This is a genomic window from Arthrobacter humicola (genome assembly GCF_039531445.1).
In the GTDB taxonomy this organism is placed as follows: domain Bacteria; phylum Actinomycetota; class Actinomycetes; order Actinomycetales; family Micrococcaceae; genus Arthrobacter; species Arthrobacter humicola.
The window spans coordinates 65,543-81,516 of the sequence record NZ_BAAAQB010000035.1 but is presented as its reverse complement, the minus strand read 5'-3'; the positions used below and the strand labels follow the sequence as shown (position 1 = coordinate 81,516).

Below are 15,974 nucleotides of genomic sequence, written 5' to 3'. Positions count from 1 at the left end.
GGGGGAGCCCGCCTTCTGCGTTAAGCCGCGTCGTGTTGTGTGATCTTAGGGTCTCGGGACGCGGATCATGCCTTCCTGCGCCACCGTTGCCACGTGCCGGCCGTCGCGGCTGAAGATCTTGCCCGTGGCCAGGCCCCGCGCACCCTGGGCGCTGGGGGACTCCTGGACGTACAAGAGCCATTCGTCCACCCGGACCGGGCGGTGCCACCACATGGCGTGGTCCAGGCTCGCCACGGACATCCCGGGCGTAATCCAGCTCATCCCGTGCCTGCGGAGAACCGACTCCAGCAGGGTGTAGTCGCTCGCATAGGCCAGGGCGGCCCGGTGCAGGCCGGCGTCGTCGGGCATCGGGCCGAAGGTCTTCATCCAGACGGCGTTGCGCGCTTCCTTGGGCCCGTGGGCCGAAACGTACAGGGCAGGGTCGACGTGTCGGATATCGAAGGGCCGCTCATAGGCCCAGTGCCGGGCCACGGGGTGGTCGAACTTCCCCAGCAGGTCGGCGGTGCTGGGCAGCGATTCGGGGTCCGGGATGCCGGCCGGCATCTCCGACTGGTGCTCGATCCCTTCGTCCTCGGCCTGGAAGGAGGCGATCATCGACAGGATGGGCATGCCCTCCTGATAGGCGTGGACCCGGCGGGCCGAGAAGGACCGGCCGTCGCGCAGGCGCTGCACCCCAAAGGTGATCGGCTGGTTGGCGTCGCCCGGTCGGAGGAAATAGCCGTGCATGGAGTGCACGCTGCGGTCCGGATCGACAGTGCGGCTGCCGGCAATGAGGGACTGCGCCAGCACCTGGCCACCGAAGACGCGCTGCCGCGGCTGCCGCTGGGAGGGACCCATGAAGATGTCCTCGTCGGTCCGTGCGCCCTCAAGCTCGCCGAGGTTGAGGAGTTCGATGAGCGAGGAGGTGGGGTCCTGCGTGGGAAGTCCCCGCAGTCCGGCTTCGGCTTCAGTCATGCTCTGACTCTAGACGGACGCCCGGGCCGCTCCAAAGAAGCGCAGCCGGTAGAGTCGGTAGTGTGTCTGATGTCCTAACCCAGCCCCTGCAGTTCACCGATCCCCGTGACCTCGCCGACCTTCGCACCTTCGCGACGCGCGCCAGGTCCATCGACGACGGCGCCATCCGGCTCCAAGCCGCGGGCCCGGTCCTGGCCGCCTACGTCTGCGTCCTGCGGCCCCGGCTCCTCGGCGAATCCACGCCCACCATCCTGGGCTTGCGGACCATGGCGCTGGCACAGCCGGCGGACACTGACGTGACCGTGCCGCTGTCCGCCGTACTGGACCGTTTGGCACGGGCGGGGGAGACCGACGTCGAACTTCCCGTGCCGCCGATGACCGTCAGCGAGTCGTGGGCCGGGATCGGGGCGCCGCGTGCCGGCTGGGAACCGCTCGGTACCCTCCGGGACACCGCCCTGCGGGACGCCGCCGAGGCCGGCATCCGGGAGATCGCCGCGATCATCCCGGACAAGCCGGGCGCGCTGATCGTCAACAACGCCCGGGCAACGGTCTGGGGCCGTGAACTGCCCGACGCCGGCGGCCTCCCGGCCGGTGCCGCGTTCGCCGCGCTCACCTTGGGCTTCCTCGCCGACGGCGACCAGCGGCTCTTCCGGGCCGGGCGCTGGTTCCGGCTCAGCGGCACCCGCGGCCACGTGCTGGTCCGGACGGGTTCCGGACTTTAGGACTCTGGTAGCCGGAGGCGGAATCCCGGATCGCCGTCGCCGCCCGTCCCCGCGTTGACCGGCCTGCCATACTGGGCGCATGAGCGGTGTGTCGGTGCTGGATCCCCCAATCGGGCGACACTTTGGCTTCAATGATGCGCTGCATCCGGACCGGACGTGGATCCGCCTGCCCCGAGCCGCGGTGGGAATCTTCGTACTCTTTGCCGTCGCCCGGAGGACGTACGACGCGACGCTGCCCGGCAACGACGTCGACGTCTTCCAGCTCTATTCGGAATTCACCGTCCAGTCGAACCTCGCCCTCGGGCTAGTGCTCATCGCGTCCGCCGCCTGGCAGCGGACACGGCTTCCGGGGTGGTGGGACCACGTTTTCGGCGCACTTGTTTTCTATCTGGTGATGACGGGCATAATCTACGCGGTGCTCGTCGCCCCGCCGGGTGAACCGTGGTGGAGTTGGGACATGTACTGGCCCCAGCTGGCACACCATCGCCTGGCTCCGTTGTTCGTCGTCCTCGACTGGATCCTCGTCACGAAGACACTGCGCGGCAGATGGTGGCGGCCGCTGGTGTGGCTCAGCTACCCGACCGCCTTCCTGGCCTTCTCGTGGGTGCGCGGCGGGATCGACGGCTGGTACGTCTACGACTTCCTCGACCCGACGCTCGACGGCGGGTGGCCGGCCGCGCTGACGACGACGGCGCAGGTGCTCGCCGCGTTCCTGCTCATCGCGTTCCTCGTGCACGGCGCCGGCAACGGGCGCGCCGCGCTGGCCGCGGGCACCGGGCGGCGCTGATCCTGCTTCCGGACGCGACGGGGATTAGGCCTCCGACGGGCTGTTGACCATGGAGAGGGCTGCCCGCTCCATGTAGTCCCACAGCGTTCCCTCGTACAGCGGCGGAAGCGCCAGGGCATCCACCGCGGTGCGCATGTGGTGCAGCCAGCGTTCCTTGGCCTCCGGCGTCACGCGGAAGGGCATGTGGCGCATCCGCAGACGGGGGTGCCCGCGCTCCTCGCCGTAGGTCGTCGGGCCGCCCCAATACTGTTCCAGGAACATCAGGAAGCGCCGCTTGGCGGGGCCGAGGTCTTCTTCCGGGTACATGGGGCGCAGCAGCGGATCGCTCGCGACGCCGTCGTAGAACACGTCGATGAGTTTGACGAAGGTTTCGTGGCCGCCCACGGCGTCGTAGAAGTTGTCGGTGTAGCCGGGCTGGCTGAACGGATCGTTCTGCAGCAACTGGCGGGGCTGCCGGGGTTCACCGGCGCTGGGAATCGTCATTTCTCTATTCTCCGGCCTGCTGCTGCGGCGTGGCATCGGCCTCGTCGGCCGGCGGGGCGGTCGGTGCGATGTAATTGCCCTGCGAACGGTTGCCCACGCGCAGGATTTCGCCGTTGCGCAGGTACCAGATGGCGCCGTCGTCAGCCCGGACCCGGGTGATCCGCAGGTTCATGGACTCCACGACGCCCACCACCTCGGAGGTCTCGATGATGTCGCCGATTCCGTACTGGTCCTCGAGCGTGATGAAGATGCCGGCCAGGAAGTCGCGGATCAGCTGCTGGGCCCCGAAGCCGATGGCGATACCGAGGATCCCGACGCTGGTCAGCAGCGGTGCAATGTTTACGTTCAGGTTGTTGAGCACATACATGATGGTGAATGCAGCGACCAGGACGCCCACCACGCTCCTGAGCAGCGCACCGATCGTGTTGGCGCGCTGGACCCGGCGTTCATGGTCCAGTGCCCGCAGGGCCGGAGTCACCCAGCGGAAGTGCCGCTTCTTGAAGAAGGTGCTGCCCTCGGCGACACGCTTGGTGATTCCGGAGATCAGAAAGGATGCCACCAGCCACACCGCAACGCCGACGCCGATGCTGATGAGGACGCCCGGCAGGTTGATCGCCGAAATTTCCTGCGGCGTGATGGGCTCGACGGCTGTCATGCTGTACATCGGTAGGGTTTGCTCCTTGCAGTTGTAAGCTACGGGGCCGGCGTTCGCCGGCCGCATAACACTCTGTTCCCCTTCAACATTAGCGCCGTACCGTGGCACCCATGCGCATCCTCATCCTTGGCGGCACAGCCTTTCTCTCCGCCGAAATAGCCCGGCAAGCCCTCAATTCCGGGCATGACCGTCGTCTCCAGCTGCTCGGTCTACGCGGACCATTCGGTTGCCGGCACGGCCGAAGATGCGCAGGTGCTCCCGCCCCTGGCCCCGGGCACGGCGCTGACGATGGAAAACTACGGCGAAGCGAAGACCGCGATTGAACAGTGGGCGCGTGCGCTGGCAGCGGACAAGTCGCACCTGTGCCGCGCCGGGCTGATCGGCGGACCCGGTGACGGCTCCGACCGGTACGGGTATTGGCCCGCCCGCTTCGCCCGGGACGACGATCCGGTCCTGGTCCCTGACATCCCCGCCGACTCCACCCAGATCATCGATGTGCGGGACCTCGCGGCCTGGATCGTGGCCGCGGCGGAGTCAAACGTCACCGGGGCCCTGAACGCCGTCGGCGAGCCGGTGCTGTTTGCCGCCTATCTGGAAGCATGCCGGCAACTGGCCGGCGGGAAGGCCCGGACGGTGGCGGCCCCGGGGGAATGGCTGGCCGGGCACGGCGTGAACTACTGGGCCGTGCCCGACTCGCTGCCGTTATGGCTGCCGCCAGGTCATGACGGCTTCTCGGCCCGCAGCAACAGCGCCGCCCGGGGTGCCGGGCTGCGGCTGCGGCCCTGGACACAGACCCTGCGCGACACCCTCGAGGACGAACGCCGGCGCGGCCTTACCCGTGAACGCAAGGCCGGCCTGCGCCCGGACACGGAGCGGACACTCCTGGCCGCGTACCGGGCGCAGCCCGCCTGAGCTGCCGCCGCTTGGGCGATCAGGCCGGTTCCGCCACGGGCACGGGCTCGTGCAGCACGGGAAAGTTGACGCTGCGGGCAATGAAGCAAACCTTGTTGGCCTCGGCATGGAGCTCCTCGAGAAGCTCCGGGGCCGCAGGTTCCGCCACCGTCACGCGGGGCTTGAGCGTGACGGACTCGAATTGGCCGCTGCCGTCCCGGTTGGTCCGCATTAGCCCCTCGGCCCGGTCCTCATAGCCGGTCACCACCACGCCATGCTTCACGGCCACGTGCAGGAAAGAGAGCATGTGGCATTGCGAGAGCGCCGCAAGGAGGAGCTGCTCGGGGTTGTAGCGCTGGCGGTCACCATGGAATGTCGGATCGGCCGAGCCGCGCAGCACCGGCAGCCCGGGGATCTCGACGTCGTGGTCCCGTGAATAGCCGCGGTAGGAGGACGTCCCGGACCCGAGGTTCCCGGTCCAGCGGACAGTCAGCGCGTAGCGGTGTTCGTCAAGGCTCATGACGCCAGTTTAGTGGCGCTTAAACGCCGGAGTCCCGGTGCCGCCGGAGGGCGGCGCCGGGACTCCGGGAAAACGCGTCCTAGCCGACGTCGGCCTGGCGGGCGCGCAGGGACCGGACCACGCCGTCGCGGTTTTCCAGCATCATCCGGCGCAGCGCGGAGCTGTCTTCCGGCAGCGAGGCCAGGAACTTATCGGTCCGGTCCACAGTGGCCTGCGTGGTGAGCAGGGCCGGGTAGAGCCCGACGACGATCTGCTGGGCCAGCGCGTGGGTGCGGTTGGCCACGATCTCCGGGACGGCCTCGAAGTACTTCTCGGCGTAGGGCTCCAAGAGGGAGGTGTCCAGGACCCGGGTGAAACCGGTCACGGCCGAGCCCTGCAGGGCGTTGGACAGATCGCCCTTGACCACAATCGATTCCCAGGCTTCGGCCTTGGCCTCAGGGGTGGGAATGGCCGCCTTCGCCAGAGCTGCCGCGTTCTGGCCGTTGGAGGTGTTGTCGTGCGCGAGTTCCTCGTCGATCCGCTCCTGTCCGGCGCGGCCACCTGCCACGAGGCACGCCAGCAACTCCCACCGCAGGTCCTGGTCAACGGTCAGCCCGTCGAGCGTGCGGGAGCCGTCCAGCAACCCGGACACCGTATCCAGCTGCCCGGCGCTGCGGGCCAGCAGGGCGTAGGACTTCACGAACTGCAGCTGGGCGTCGGAGCCGGCCGGCACGGTCGAGGCCAGGTCCCACAGGGTGTCGGCCGCGGCCACTGCGGTGGCTTCCTTGTGCTCCTCGGCCACGTAGAAGGCCAGCGTGGTGGCAAGCTGGCGGAGCTGGACCAGGATCACGGAGGAATCGGATTCCTCGGCAATGTTGGACAGGATCAGGTCCACGTAGCCGCGGGCCGGGGTTTCGCCGTCGCGCGCCGCGTCCCAGGCCGAGCCCCACACCAGGGTGCGGGGGAGGCTCTGGTTGAAGTCCTTGAGGTGGGCCGTGGCCGTGGTGAGGGACGTCGGATCGAGCCGGACCTTGGCGTAGGCGAGGTCGTCGTCGTTGAGCAGGATCAGGTCTGGCCGGGCAAGCCCGGCCAGGGCGGGAACCTCGGTGCGCTCGCCGTCGACGTCGAGCTCCTCACGGTGGACGCGCTCCAGCTTGCCGGCGCTGTTGAGGTCATAGAAGCCGACGGCGAGGCGGTGCGGCCGCAACGTCGGCTCGCTCTCGACCGCCGACTGCACGATCGCGAAGGAACTGATGGTGCCGTCCGCCCCTGCCGTGATTTCCGGTGTCAGGGTGTTGACGCCGGCGGTCTCCAGCCAGAGCTGGCCCCACCTTTCCAGGTCGCGGCCGCTGGCCTTCTCGAGTTCGGCCATGAGGTCGCTGAGCTCGGTGTTTTGCCAGGCGTGCTTGCTGAAGTACTCGCGGACGCCGGACATGAATTCCTCCGGGCCCACCCAGGCGACGAGCTGGCGCAGCACCGAGGCGCCCTTGGCGTAGGTGATGCCGTCGAAGTTCACCTCGACGTCCTGGAGGTCGTTGATCTCGGCGAAGATCGGGTGCGTGGTGGGAAGCTGGTCCTGGCGGTAGGCCCAGGATTTCTCCATGGAGGCGAACGTCGTCCAGGCGTGGGCAAACTCGGTGTTCTCCACGGCGGCCAGGTGGGACATGTACTCGGCGAAGGACTCGTTGAGCCAGAGATCGTTCCACCAGCGCATCGTGACGAGGTCGCCGAACCACATGTGTGCGAGCTCGTGCAGCACGGTGATGGCGCGGCGCTCCACCTGGGCGTCGGCGACCTTGCCGCGGAAGACGTAGCCTTCCAGGATGGTGACGGCGCCGGCATTTTCCATGGCGCCGGCGTTGAACTCCGGTACGAAGAGCTGGTCGTACTTCTCGAACGGGTACGGGCAGCCGAACTGCGCCTCGAAGAACTCAAAGCCCTGCCGGGTGAGTTCGAAGATGTTGTCCGCATCCAGGTACTGCATGAGTGACTTGCGGGCGAAGATACCCAGGGGGGTGACGCGGCCCTCCGCCGAGGTGACCTCGCTGCGGACCGACTGGTACGGCCCGGCGATCAGGGCCGTGACGTATGAGGAGAGCCGGGGCGTGGGCGTGAATTCCCAGACGGAGCGGGCGCTGCCGTCCTCGCCGGGGATGGTCTCCACCGGCACCGGGGTGGGGGAGTTGGAGACCACGTCCCAGTGTGAAGGGGCGGTGACGGTGAACGTGAAGCTGGCCTTGAGGTCGGGCTGTTCGAACACGGCGAACATGCGCCGCGAATCCGGGACCTCGAACTGCGTGTACAGGTAGACCTCGTTATCCACCGGATCCACAAAGCGGTGCAGGCCTTCGCCGGTGTTCATGTAGGGCGCCTCCGCGACCACGAGGAGGTGGTTCTCGGCCTCCAGGTCCGGCAGCTGGATCCGTACGCCGTCTGAGACCTCTGCCGGATCCAGTTCGCGGCCGTTGAGGCTCACGCTGTGCACCGCGTGGGTCACGGCGTCGATGAAGGTCGAAGACCCCGGCTTGGCGGTGAACTTCACGGCCGTGGTGGTCCCGAAGACTTTCTCGCCGCGCGTCAGGTCGAGGCTGACCTCGTAAGACTCGACGTCGATCAGGGCGGCGCGCTCGCGGGCTTCGGCGCGGGTCAGGTTCATACCGGGCAAGGGGGCCTCCAAAAGAGTCGGATACTGCCGGCCGGCCGCAGCCGCCGGCGATACTGTGAAATTATTCTTTCACGTCAGCGGCCGATGGCAAGGCATCCTTGTCCCAATGTCTGCCGCCGCGACGGTCCTGATGGCCGGTTTCCGCCGCGAGTTCCGTCGCAAATTTCCGTTTCGGGCGTTCGCGCCGCGCCCGGATCGCTCCACGTGCAGGCGGGGGTAGCGTTGGAGTATGGGAAAGTTTCGGGATTCAGTCGATGTCAGGGCGTTGCGCTTTGCCATCGGTTTCCCCCTCATGCTGGCGGCCGGATTCGTGGTGTGTGCGCTGCTGGTCCGGCCGGACCTGCCCGAGCCGCTGGCCGTCCGCTGGACCGACGCCGGTGCCGTCGACTTCGCGCCGTTCACCGCCGTCGCTGGCGCCGGTGCGGCGCTGATCGTGGTGGTCGGCTGGGCCGTGCTGCTTCAGGCCGTGCCGCTGTCCCGCCCCGCGATGATGCGCCGCATCATGATGGGCGCCGGGCTATCCATGAGCCTCTTCATCACCACGGTCCTCGCCGCTGTGCTCGTGGGCCAAACGGGGCTGCCCGACGCGCGCGAGTCCCACGTTGATGCCACGGTCCTGGCCCTCGGAAGCGGCGCGGCCCTGGGCCTGGGGGTTGTCATGGGCTTTGTCTTCAAGGCCGACGAACGCTGGTCCGTCGACGACGACCTCGCCATACGGCAGGCCCTCGAGCGGGAACAGGATCCGGAACTGGCCAGGGACCGCATCAGCCTCTGGGTGCACGCCCGCAGCTCGATCTTCGTCATGCTCGGCATCGCGACACTCCTGCCCGCGGCCCTCCTCACCCTTGCCGTGCCCTGGCTGGCTGCGCTCCTGGTGGCCGCGGCCCTGGTAACGGCGGCGTTCCTGTTTGCCCGGATCCGGGTTGACCGCAGCGGGCTGCGGGTCTTCGCGGCAGGGTTCGTCCGGGTCATGGACGTTCCGGCCGCGGCCATCGACGCTGCCACACCTCGGGAGGTCCGGGCTGCCGACTTCGGCGGGTGGGGGTACCGGATCCACGGCAACACCACGGCGCTGCTGGTCAGCAGCGGGCCCGCGGTAGTCGTCGACCGCCTGGACGGCCGGCGGCTGGCCGTGAGCGGCGGAAGTGCCGCCTCGGCGGACAACATTGCCCGTACGCTTTCCCGGGTGGCGGACAGGGCCCGGCGGAACGGTGATGCACCCGCTGTGTGACACGAAGATGTGGCGCAGGGCTGTCACACGACGGTGCTGTAACAAGTGCTGTAACACGACAGTGCAGTGCGGCGCCCGGCGCGGTCCGGCGCCGCCCCGAAAGGCCCGGCCTAGTAGGCTTGGAACAGCCCCCAACCGCCCCCGGCCGCCGCCCGGCGCCGCAACTGAACGGAATCGCCGTGACCCTTTCTGACTTCCCGCGCGTGCACATCGCCACCGACCACGCCGGCATGGAGCTCAGCGCCCACCTCGTCAGCCACCTCAGCGCCAAGGGCTACGAGGTGGTGGATCACGGACCCAAGGTCTACGACGCCCTGGATGACTACCCGTCGTTCTGCATCAACGCCGCCCTCGCCGTCGTCGCCGACCAGGAAGCCGGCACCCACGCCCTCGGCATCGTCCTGGGCGGTTCCGGCAACGGCGAGCAGATTGCCGCCAACAAGGTCAAAGGCGTGCGCGCCGCCCTGGCGTGGAACCTGTCCACGGCGCAGCTCGCCCGCGAACACAACGATGCGAACGTGGTTGCCGTCGGCGGCCGCCAGCACAGCGTGGACGAGGCAACAGCCATCATCGAGGCCTTCCTGGCCGAGCCGTTCAGCAACGACGAGCGCCACGTCCGCCGGATCGGCAAGATTGCCATCTACGAGCGCACCGGCGAGGTTGTTCAGTAGTGCCGGAAGGGCACTCCGTCCACCGGCTGGCACGCCAGTTCGGTGACGTTTTCGCGGGGGAGAGGCTGAGCGTCTCGAGCCCGCAAGGACGGTTCGCGCCCGGCGCCGCGTTGTTGGACGGGCACGTCATGACGGCCGCGACCGCCCACGGGAAGCACCTGTTCCTCGAGTTCGACCACGGCCTGGTCCTGCACGTCCACCTGGGCCTCTATGGCGCGTGGGATTTCGGCGGGGACGACACCTTCCGCGGCGCGTCCAGCATCGGCGCGCCCCGGAAGGTGGGGGAGCGGGAGGTGTACGACGACGGCGACGCCCCGGCAGGCGCTCTTCCTGCGGACGCCGCGCCTGCTGCTGTCCCTGCACTCGCGTCTGCATACGCAGGGCCGCCGGCGCCGGTGGGCGCCGTCCGCGTCCGGCTGGTGAGCGGGCACGGCTGGGCGGACCTGCGCGGTGCTACCACCTGTGAGGCGATGACCGGGGATGAGGCCGGAGGCGTCCTAGCCCGCCTCGGCCCGGACCCGCTGCGCAACCTGCCGGGGGACCGCGACGCCTTCACCGCCACCCTGGCGGGCAGACGCACGCCCCTGGCAACCCTGCTCATGGACCAAAAGGTGATTGCCGGCGTCGGGAACGTCTACCGCGCCGAACTGCTGTTCCGGCAGCGCCTCAATCCCTGGCTTCCCGGGGCCGGGCTGTCACCTGACGCGGGCCGCCGCCTCTGGGACGACACCGTGGCGATGATGTCCGACGGCGTCCGGGACGGCCGGATTATTACGACGCCGCCCCGGTACTGGGACGGGCAGCCGGACGTCCTTCCGGACCCTGATGAGGCGCACTTCGTCTACCGCAGGCACGGACTGGACTGCCGCGACTGCGGCACCCCTGTGGCGCTGACGGAACTGGGAGCCCGGAAACTGTACTGGTGCCCGCAGTGCCAGCAGGCCTGAGCGGATTCCGCCGGGCCGCGCATGAAGAAAGCCCCTCCGGAGAGGGGCTTTCTCTGTGTGCCTGACGGCTGTGGTGGAGGGGACGACGGGAATCGAACCCGCGTAATCAGTTTGGAAGACTGAGGCTTTACCATTAAGCTACGTCCCCGGGGTGATGCTGGAAATCCAGCAAAACTTCCGGTCGGCTGTTCAGGCCGGATACAACTAAACCTAATGCAGGGCCCCGGTGTCAAATGTGCAATTCGGCACAGTATGACCGTAGACTGTTCTGTGCACTTACGGGGTGTAGCTCAGCTTGGCTAGAGCGCCTGCTTTGGGAGCAGGAAGTCGCAGGTTCAAATCCTGTCACCCCGACTCTGCAAGCACTGCCAGTCCGTGGCAATGCAGAACCCCATTCCCCCACACCAGGAGTACTTAGACTGTGAAGAGCGCTGTCGAGAACCTCACCCCCACGCGGGTCAAGCTCAATGTTGAGGTCCCCTTTGAGGAATTGAAGCCCAGCATCGCAGAGGCATACAAGACTGTTGCTTCGCAGATCCAGGTCCCCGGTTTCCGCAAGGGCAAGGTCCCCTCCAAGCTCATTGACCAGCGCGTTGGCCGCGGCTACGTCCTGGAGACGGCCATCAACGAAGGCCTCAACGGCTGGTACCAGGCTGCCGTGCAGGAAACGGGCATCCGCCCCCTGAGCCGTCCCGAGGTCGAAATCACCGAGGTTCCGGACCCGTCCGCCACCGATGGTGAGCTCAAGTTCCACGCCGAGGTTGACATCCGCCCCGAGATCGAACTGCCCGACTACGCCGGCATCAAGGTTGAGGTCGCCGCCGCCGAGTCGTCCGACGCCGACGTCGACAAGGCCCTGGACGAGCTCCGCGGCCGCTTCGGCACCCTGAAGACCGTCGACCGCCCGGCCGCGGACAAGGATTTCCTGACGATCGACATCGCCGCCTCGATTGACGGCGCCGAGGTTGACTCCGCAGCAGGCCTGTCCTACCAGGTTGGCGCCGGCACCATGCTTGAAGGCCTCGACGAGGCCGTCACGGGCCTCAGCGCCGACGAGGATGCCATCTTCGACACCACCCTGGTGGGTGGCGAGCACGCCGGCGAGTCCGCCCAGGTCAAGGTCACGGTCAAGGCCGTCAAGGAGCGCGAGCTCCCCGTCGCCGACGACGACTTCGCCCAGCTGGCCAGCGAATTCGACACCCTGGCGGAGCTCCGCGAGGACCTCGCCAAGCAGGCTGCCGAGTCCAAGGTTGTGGAGCAGGGCGTCGAGGCCCGCGACAAGGTCCTGGACAAGCTCGTTGAGCTCGTTGCGGTTCCCGTCCCGGAATCGATCGTCGAAGAGCAGCTCGAGCAGCACTTCAACGCCGAAAACGCCCACGGTGAAGGCGAGCACGACACCGAGGAGCACCGCGCCGAGGTCAAGGCCAACACCGAGCGCGCTTTCCAGAACGAGATCATCCTTGACGCCATCGCCGAAAAGGAAGAAGTCAACGTCAGCCAGAACGAGCTGATCGACTACATCGTCACCACCGCCAGCCAGTACGGCATGGACCCGAACCAGTTCGCCCAGATCATCGATCAGAGCGGCCAGGTCCCCATGATGGTGTCCGAGGTCCGCCGCCGCAAGGCCCTGGCCGTCGTCCTCGGCCAGGCCGAGGTCACCGACTCCGAAGGCAACAAGGTTGACCTGAGCGACTTCGTCCGCCCCGGCGACGAGGCTGCCCCGGCCGCTGAGTCCGTTGAGGAACAAGCTTCCGAGGAAGCAGCTGCCGCCGACGCCACGCCGAGCGACGACCCCGCAGCAGTGAAGTTCTAGCATTGCCGCTGACGGCCCCCGGATCACCGATCCGGGGGCCGTCTGTTTTAAGTCCCCGGGACCCGGCTGGCAGGCTCCCGGCAATCGTGCGCCGTCAGCGAACAGCCCTGCGCCTGCGCACAAACGGGCAGTGAAAACCGTTAGTGTCCATGTAGGAAAGTTCAGTGATGTCGTTCAGTGACGTCACCGTCGCCAGCGAGAGGTAAGTACATATGTCACAGCACGCAGGGGCACCCCGGATGGCCACGGTCGATCCGGCAGCCCAGGATAACTACATTTACAACCGCCTGCTGAAAGAGCGCATCATCTGGCTCGGCTCCGAGGTCCGCGACGAGAACGCCAACGCGATCTGCTCGCAGCTCCTGCTGCTCTCGGCGGAGAACCCTGAAAAGGACATCTACCTCTACATCAACTCTCCCGGAGGCTCCGTCACCGCCGGCATGGCCATCTATGACACCATGCAGTTCATCCCGAACGATGTTGTCACCGTGGCCACCGGCCTGGCCGCATCCATGGGCCAGTTCCTGCTCTCCTCCGGCACGAAGGGCAAGCGCTATGCGACCCCCAACGCCCGCATCCTCATGCACCAGCCCTCCGGCGGCATCGGCGGCACGGCGTCGGACATCAAGATCCAGGCTGAGCTGATCCTGCACATGAAGAAGGTCATGGCCGAGCTGACCGCAGACCAGACCGGCCAGACCGTGGACACCATCCTCAAGGACAACGACCGCGACAAGTGGTTCACGGCCCCGGAAGCCCTGGAATACGGCTTCTTCGACAAGATCGCCGCGCACGCAGGTTCCGTGGCCGGCGGCGGCGGAACCAACGCCAATGGCTCCGGTAACGGCGGCGGCGCTGCGACAGCCACCGAGAACTGACCGGCACGTAGACAGCAATGAATTCAGGAGCAATGAACATGAACTACAACTTCGGTTCGACTGCCGGTAACCTGCCGGGCAGCCGCTACGTGCTGCCGCAGTTCGAAGAGCGCACCCCTTACGGCTTCAAGCGCCAGGACCCGTACACCAAGCTGTTCGAGGACCGCATCATCTTCCTGGGCGTCCAGGTCGACGACGCCTCGGCGGACGACGTGATGGCCCAGCTCCTGGTCCTCGAGTCCACTGACCCGGACCGCGACATCACGCTCTACATCAACTCCCCGGGCGGTTCCTTCACCGCCATGACCGCGATCTATGACACGATGACGTACATCCGGCCCGAGATCCAGACCGTCTGCCTGGGTCAGGCAGCCAGTGCCGCCGCCGTGCTCCTCGCCGCCGGCACGCCGGGCAAGCGCCTCGCGCTGCCGAACGCCCGGGTCCTGATCCACCAGCCGTCGCTCTCCGGCGGGCAGGGCGGGCAGGCCTCAGACCTGGAGATCCAGGCCGCCGAGGTCATGCGCATGCGCTCCTGGCTCGAGGACACGCTGGCCAAGCACTCCGGCCGGACGCCGGAACAGGTCAACAACGACATCGAGCGGGACAAGATCCTCACCGCCGCCGAGGCCATGCAGTACGGCCTCATTGACCAGGTGCTGGATTCCCGCAAGATCAAGCCCCAGGCCATCACGCGCTAATCAGTACAACGCGACGCCGGTGCGGCACCTTCACATGGCCGCACCGGCGTCCGCATTCCACCCAACAGGCCCAAAGTGACCTAGAGTGGAACATGTCACAGCCAGCAGCAAGCTACTAAAGGGGTTCACATATGGCTCGGATTGGCGAGAGCACTGATCTGCTGAAGTGTTCTTTCTGCGGAAAGAGCCAGAAGCAGGTTCGCAAGCTCATTGCCGGGCCCGGCGTCTACATCTGCGACGAGTGCATCGAACTCTGCAACGAGATCATCGAAGAAGAACTCGCGGAAGTAGCTGACCTGGGCAGTTTCGAACTGCCCAAGCCCCGCGAGATCTTTGATTTCCTGCAGGAATATGTGATCGGACAGGAACCCGCCAAGCGCTCGCTCGCCGTCGCGGTCTACAACCATTACAAGCGGATCCAGGCCGGCCACGCGCCGAAGAGCGGCAGCCTCGCCGACGGCGTGCACCACGACGACGTCGAGATCGCCAAGTCCAACATCCTCCTGATCGGCCCCACCGGCTGCGGCAAGACGTACCTGGCTCAGACCCTGGCACGCCGCCTGAACGTCCCGTTCGCGGTGGCCGACGCCACGGCCCTGACCGAGGCCGGCTATGTCGGCGAGGACGTCGAGAACATCCTCCTCAAGCTCATTCAGGCCGCCGACTATGACGTCAAGAAGGCCGAGCAGGGCATCATCTACATTGATGAGATCGACAAGATCTCGCGCAAGAGCGAAAACCCGTCCATCACCCGGGACGTCTCGGGCGAGGGCGTGCAGCAGGCGCTCCTGAAGATTCTCGAGGGTACCGTCGCCTCGGTCCCGCCGCAGGGCGGACGCAAGCACCCGCACCAGGAGTTCATCCAGATCGACACCACCAACGTGCTGTTCATCGTGGCAGGTGCTTTCGCGGGTCTCGAGGACATCATCGGCTCACGCTCCGGACGCAAGGGCATCGGCTTCGGCGCCCCGCTGAACGAGGTCAAGAACACCACGGATTCCTACGGCGAGGTCATGCCCGAGGATCTGCTCAAGTTCGGCCTGATCCCCGAATTCATCGGCCGGCTGCCCGTCATCACGACGGTGTCGAACCTGGACCGTGCAGCGCTCATCCAGATCCTGTCGACTCCGAAGAATGCGCTCGTCAAGCAGTACCAGAAGATGTTCCAGCTCGACGGGGTGGAGCTGATCTTCGACGAAGAGGCCCTGAACCTGATCGCGGACCAGGCGCTGGAACGCGGCACGGGGGCCCGCGGGCTCCGGGCCATCATGGAGGAAGTGCTGCTTCCGGTCATGTTCGACCTCCCCAGCCGCGACGACATCGCCAGCGTCGTGATCACGGCCGATGTGGTGGCCAAGAAGTCGCAGCCCACGATGATCGCCCACGACGTCGTGGCCAAGCGCCGGAATAAATCCGCTTAGTTCATCGCTACACATCAATGGTGCGCCCTGAGTGCGCCATGCCCCGAAGACTTTCCTGAGGAGACCGCCTGTGTCTGAAACCGCTCCCAATAAGGCCGATTTCTGGTTCGACCCGATGTGCCCCTTCGCCTGGGTCACGTCGCGCTGGATCGGCGAAGTGGAAGACGTCCGCGACATCAAGACCGAGTGGCATGTGATGAGCCTCGCGGTGCTGAACCAGGGCCGCGAGGAACTGCCCGAGCAGTACAAGGAGTTCCTGACGAAGGCGTGGGCCCCCGTCCGCGTCATCACGGCCGCCGCTGAGGAGCACGGTGCCGAGTACATCAAGCCCCTCTACGACGCCATGGGCACGAAGATCCACAACGAAGGCATCAAAGACATCGACGAGGTCATCGCCAAGTCCCTGGCCGAGGCCGGACTGCCGGCCGAACTCGCCGCGGCGGGCCAGTCGGAGGAATTCGATGCGCAGCTGCGCGCCAGCCACGAGGCCGGCATCTCGCTGGTGGGCCAGGACGTCGGCACGCCGGTCGTAGCTTTCAACGGCACCGCGTTCTTCGGCCCCGTCCTGACCCGCATCCCGCGCGGCGAAGAGGCCGGACGCCTCTGGGACGCCACCGTCACCCTGGCATCCTTCCCGTACTTCTTCGAAATCAAGC

15 protein-coding genes, 2 tRNA genes and 1 pseudogene are annotated in these 15,974 nt (G+C 66.9%); 12 read left to right on the top strand and 6 right to left on the bottom strand.

Annotated features, from left to right (window positions below; genetic code table 11):
- Nucleotides 1–45: 45 nt before the first annotated feature.
- Entirely contained in the window at nucleotides 46–954 is a 909-nt protein-coding gene (locus tag ABD243_RS12825; RefSeq protein WP_116768453.1) for an acyl-CoA thioesterase, read from the bottom strand.
- A gap of 62 nt (nucleotides 955–1,016) precedes the next feature.
- On the opposite strand from ABD243_RS12825, the gene ABD243_RS12820 reads away from it, so the two are divergent.
- Both ABD243_RS12820 and ABD243_RS12815 read left to right on the top strand, forming a co-directional pair.
- Entirely contained in the window at nucleotides 1,017–1,676 is a 660-nt protein-coding gene (locus ABD243_RS12820; protein ID WP_344366279.1) for a DUF8185 domain-containing protein, read from the top strand.
- Between the two features lie 79 nt (nucleotides 1,677–1,755).
- A complete protein-coding gene (locus ABD243_RS12815; protein WP_344366276.1) occupies nucleotides 1,756–2,463 on the top strand; it encodes a Pr6Pr family membrane protein in 708 nt (235 codons plus the stop codon).
- A 24-nt stretch (nucleotides 2,464–2,487) separates the two neighbouring features.
- On the opposite strand, the gene ABD243_RS12810 is transcribed toward ABD243_RS12815, so the two are convergent.
- Both ABD243_RS12810 and ABD243_RS12805 read right to left on the bottom strand, forming a co-directional pair.
- Nucleotides 2,488–2,946, bottom strand: coding sequence for a globin (locus ABD243_RS12810; RefSeq protein ID WP_344366272.1), 459 nt, complete (start codon nucleotides 2,944–2,946; stop codon nucleotides 2,488–2,490).
- 4 nt (nucleotides 2,947–2,950) lie between these two features.
- Nucleotides 2,951–3,610 carry a mechanosensitive ion channel family protein gene (locus tag ABD243_RS12805; RefSeq protein ID WP_344366269.1) on the bottom strand — a complete coding sequence of 220 codons (660 nt, stop codon included), beginning with the start codon at nucleotides 3,608–3,610 and terminating at the stop codon, nucleotides 2,951–2,953.
- 101 nt (nucleotides 3,611–3,711) lie between these two features.
- Between ABD243_RS12805 and ABD243_RS12800 the strand changes: the two are divergent.
- Nucleotides 3,712–4,513, top strand: a pseudogene (locus ABD243_RS12800) (Rossmann-fold NAD(P)-binding domain-containing protein).
- 19 nt (nucleotides 4,514–4,532) lie between these two features.
- Here the strand turns inward: ABD243_RS12800 and ABD243_RS12795 are convergent.
- On the bottom strand, nucleotides 4,533–5,012 hold the full coding sequence (locus tag ABD243_RS12795) for an OsmC family protein (RefSeq protein WP_116768447.1): 480 nt from the start codon (nucleotides 5,010–5,012) through the stop codon (nucleotides 4,533–4,535).
- A 79-nt stretch (nucleotides 5,013–5,091) separates the two neighbouring features.
- Nucleotides 5,092–7,647, bottom strand: coding sequence for an aminopeptidase N (gene pepN / locus ABD243_RS12790; RefSeq protein WP_344366402.1), 2,556 nt, complete (start codon nucleotides 7,645–7,647; stop codon nucleotides 5,092–5,094).
- 238 nt (nucleotides 7,648–7,885) lie between these two features.
- Between pepN and ABD243_RS12785 the strand changes: the two genes are divergently transcribed.
- From ABD243_RS12785 to ABD243_RS12775, 3 genes are all read left to right on the top strand, one after another.
- Complete coding sequence (locus ABD243_RS12785) at nucleotides 7,886–8,887, top strand: hypothetical protein (RefSeq protein ID WP_344366260.1); 1,002 nt, start codon at nucleotides 7,886–7,888, stop codon at nucleotides 8,885–8,887.
- 179 nt (nucleotides 8,888–9,066) lie between these two features.
- Nucleotides 9,067–9,558: a ribose-5-phosphate isomerase gene (locus ABD243_RS12780; RefSeq protein WP_091253711.1), complete on the top strand. Its 492-nt coding sequence runs from the start codon at nucleotides 9,067–9,069 to the stop codon at nucleotides 9,556–9,558.
- A complete protein-coding gene (locus ABD243_RS12775) occupies nucleotides 9,558–10,505 on the top strand; it encodes an Fpg/Nei family DNA glycosylase (protein WP_344366256.1) in 948 nt (315 codons plus the stop codon). The genes ABD243_RS12780 and ABD243_RS12775 overlap by 1 nt, the downstream gene beginning before the upstream one ends.
- 74 nt (nucleotides 10,506–10,579) lie before the next feature.
- Here ABD243_RS12775 and ABD243_RS12770 read toward each other — a convergent pair.
- Nucleotides 10,580–10,653: transfer RNA gene (locus ABD243_RS12770), tRNA-Gly, on the bottom strand.
- Between the two features lie 131 nt (nucleotides 10,654–10,784).
- Between ABD243_RS12770 and ABD243_RS12765 the strand changes: the two genes are divergently transcribed.
- The 6 genes from ABD243_RS12765 to ABD243_RS12740 all read left to right on the top strand — a co-directional run.
- A tRNA-Pro gene (locus ABD243_RS12765) sits at nucleotides 10,785–10,859 on the top strand.
- A gap of 67 nt (nucleotides 10,860–10,926) precedes the next feature.
- Complete coding sequence (gene tig / locus ABD243_RS12760; protein ID WP_344366253.1) at nucleotides 10,927–12,321, top strand: trigger factor; 1,395 nt, start codon at nucleotides 10,927–10,929, stop codon at nucleotides 12,319–12,321.
- A 239-nt stretch (nucleotides 12,322–12,560) separates the two neighbouring features.
- The gene (locus tag ABD243_RS12755) at nucleotides 12,561–13,199 is read left to right on the top strand and encodes an ATP-dependent Clp protease proteolytic subunit (RefSeq protein WP_116768441.1); all 639 of its coding nucleotides are present in this window, start codon (nucleotides 12,561–12,563) and stop codon (nucleotides 13,197–13,199) included.
- Between the two features lie 38 nt (nucleotides 13,200–13,237).
- Nucleotides 13,238–13,897, top strand: a complete 660-nt coding sequence (locus ABD243_RS12750; protein ID WP_116768458.1) for an ATP-dependent Clp protease proteolytic subunit — start codon at nucleotides 13,238–13,240, stop codon at nucleotides 13,895–13,897.
- Nucleotides 13,898–14,028: 131 nt separating this feature from the next.
- Complete coding sequence (gene clpX / locus ABD243_RS12745; RefSeq protein WP_091253704.1) at nucleotides 14,029–15,318, top strand: ATP-dependent Clp protease ATP-binding subunit ClpX; 1,290 nt, start codon at nucleotides 14,029–14,031, stop codon at nucleotides 15,316–15,318.
- Nucleotides 15,319–15,388: 70 nt separating this feature from the next.
- On the top strand, nucleotides 15,389–15,974 hold a 586-nt coding region (locus ABD243_RS12740; protein ID WP_344366248.1), incomplete at its 3' end, for a mycothiol-dependent nitroreductase Rv2466c family protein.

Coding starts and splice junctions, on each gene's coding strand:
- ABD243_RS12825 (WP_116768453.1), bottom strand. CDS start 954: ATGACTGAAGCCGAAGCCGGACTGCGGGGACTTCCCACGCAGGACCCC.
- ABD243_RS12815 (WP_344366276.1), top strand. CDS start 1,756: ATGAGCGGTGTGTCGGTGCTGGATCCCCCAATCGGGCGACACTTTGGC.
- ABD243_RS12810 (WP_344366272.1), bottom strand. CDS start 2,946: ATGACGATTCCCAGCGCCGGTGAACCCCGGCAGCCCCGCCAGTTGCTG.
- ABD243_RS12805 (WP_344366269.1), bottom strand. CDS start 3,610: ATGTACAGCATGACAGCCGTCGAGCCCATCACGCCGCAGGAAATTTCG.
- ABD243_RS12795 (WP_116768447.1), bottom strand. CDS start 5,012: ATGAGCCTTGACGAACACCGCTACGCGCTGACTGTCCGCTGGACCGGG.
- pepN (WP_344366402.1), bottom strand. CDS start 7,647: ATGAACCTGACCCGCGCCGAAGCCCGCGAGCGCGCCGCCCTGATCGAC.
- ABD243_RS12785 (WP_344366260.1), top strand. CDS start 7,886: ATGGGAAAGTTTCGGGATTCAGTCGATGTCAGGGCGTTGCGCTTTGCC.
- ABD243_RS12755 (WP_116768441.1), top strand. CDS start 12,561: ATGGCCACGGTCGATCCGGCAGCCCAGGATAACTACATTTACAACCGC.
- ABD243_RS12750 (WP_116768458.1), top strand. CDS start 13,238: ATGAACTACAACTTCGGTTCGACTGCCGGTAACCTGCCGGGCAGCCGC.
- clpX (WP_091253704.1), top strand. CDS start 14,029: ATGGCTCGGATTGGCGAGAGCACTGATCTGCTGAAGTGTTCTTTCTGC.